Source organism: Polynucleobacter sp. 39-46-10, from assembly GCF_002282275.1.
This window is the reverse complement of sequence record NZ_NCJB01000432.1, coordinates 1-1651: the sequence shown is the minus strand read 5'-3', so window position 1 is coordinate 1651 and position 1651 is coordinate 1. Positions and strand designations below refer to the sequence as shown.

The following is a 1651-nucleotide window of genomic DNA, read 5'->3' as shown; positions in this document are numbered from 1 at the left end:
GGGTCTAAGCCCGCTCCTTATCAGAGCGGGTTTTTGTTTTTAGGACTGGGATTGTGAGTTCGGTTCGAATTCACAGGCCTCTTCGATTGGCAGGCTGTTGTCTTTGGCAAAGTTCATGACAAAGTCGAGTGCTCTTGGATCAAGGTCTCTCAGTCTGGTATCGATAACAACGCATTTCACTTTTGCAATAACCACTGGTCTGACATAGGGTGAGTAAGTGAAGCGGGGGTCGCCAGAATCACCTGGCGGGCGAAAAGTAGCCATTACCCCGCAAAGACGTTCGGCCCAGTCGCTGGGACGAAAAGGTTTGCCAGAAGTTGTAATGCCTTGAATGAAAAGCTTTTTGTGGTTCAAGTTGGCGTAGAAATCGTTGTAAGGAATCAGTGTTACTCAGCCCTCTAGCTTAACAGTCTGAGAAGGCCTTAAGATGACTTTAGGAACTATTTTCGTGCAGTTCGGTAGCCCAAACAAAAAATGCAAGCTAAAACTTTATTGGAAAGCTCAACAATGACATCTTTGGCAAAGCCTCAAGTGCCTGGCCAGGTTAAGCATTACTTGCAGTTTGCTGACCTGACACGCGAAGAATATGACTATCTCCTCAAGCGCTCTGCTTGGCTTAAGACCAAGTTCAAAAGTTACGAGACCTGGCATCCTTTGCACGATCGTACTCTTGCGATGATCTTTGAGAAGCATTCGACCCGTACTCGCCTTTCTTTTGAGGCTGGCATACACCAGCTTGGCGGGCATGCGGTATACCTCAATACCCGAGATACGCAGTTGGGTCGTGGCGAGCCTGTAGAGGATGCTGCACAGGTGATTTCGAGGATGACCGACATCATCATGATTCGCACCTTTGGCCAAGAGATTATTGAGCGCTTTGCTGCCAATTCTCGCGTGCCAGTGATCAATGGCCTCACTAATGAATACCATCCCTGCCAAGTGTTGGCAGATATCTTTACTTTCGTTGAGGCTCGTGGCCCAATCCAGGGCAAAACTGTAGCTTGGGTAGGTGATGCCAACAATATGGCCTATACCTGGATACAGGCAGCCGAGTGTTTAGATTTCCAAATTCGCTTCTCTGCACCAGGCGGCTATCAGCTTGATGAGTCTAGATTGACAGCTAATGCGAAGCAACACCTGACTATTTGCGCTGATCCAAAAGATGCCTGCAAGGATGCCGACTTGGTGACCACTGATGTGTGGACCAGCATGGGCTATGAGGATGAGAACACCTCGCGCATGAGTGCTTTTAAGGACTGGATGGTGGATGAAGAATTAATGTCTTTGGCTAAGCCAGATGCCTTGTTCATGCATTGCCTGCCAGCCCATCGTGGTGAAGAGGTTTCAGCCGAAGTGATTGATGGCCCGCAAAGTATTGTTTGGGAAGAGGCTGAAAATCGTCTGCATGTTCAAAAGGCCTTGATGGAGTATTTACTCTGCGGTCGTTTGGATTAATTTTTTGAAGCAATTTGTTTTGGTTGGTTATTAGTTCATTTTTAATTGAAAAGAAATCATGTCTGATATTAAAAAAGTAGTTCTAGCGTATTCCGGTGGTCTTGACACTAGCGTGATCTTGAAATGGCTTCAAGATACTTATCAATGCGAGATTGTTACTTTCACTGCCGATTTGGGTCAGGGTGAGGAGCTTGAG

General features: G+C 46.8%; 3 protein-coding genes. 2 read left to right on the top strand and 1 reads right to left on the bottom strand.

The window, feature by feature from the left end; translation table 11 throughout:
* Nucleotides 1-39: 39 nt before the first annotated feature.
* Nucleotides 40-354 carry a DUF3579 domain-containing protein gene (locus B7X71_RS16515; RefSeq protein ID WP_215386616.1) on the bottom strand — a complete coding sequence of 105 codons (315 nt, stop codon included), beginning with the start codon at nt 352-354 and terminating at the stop codon, nt 40-42.
* Nucleotides 355-507: 153 nt separating this feature from the next.
* Here B7X71_RS16515 and argF point away from each other — a divergent pair, with 153 nt between their 5' ends.
* Together argF and B7X71_RS16505 are read left to right on the top strand one after the other, a co-directional pair.
* Nucleotides 508-1455 carry an ornithine carbamoyltransferase gene (argF, locus tag B7X71_RS16510; RefSeq protein WP_293601535.1) on the top strand — a complete coding sequence of 316 codons (948 nt, stop codon included), beginning with the start codon at nt 508-510 and terminating at the stop codon, nt 1453-1455.
* Between the two features lie 58 nt (nt 1456-1513).
* A partial coding sequence (locus B7X71_RS16505) for an argininosuccinate synthase domain-containing protein (RefSeq protein WP_293601534.1) occupies nt 1514-1651 on the top strand: 138 nt, incomplete at its 3' end.

What these genes read in the sequence shown, in the direction of transcription:
- argF (WP_293601535.1), top strand. Translation starts at nt 508, where the DNA reads ATGACATCTTTGGCAAAGCCTCAAGTGCCTGGCCAGGTTAAGCATTAC.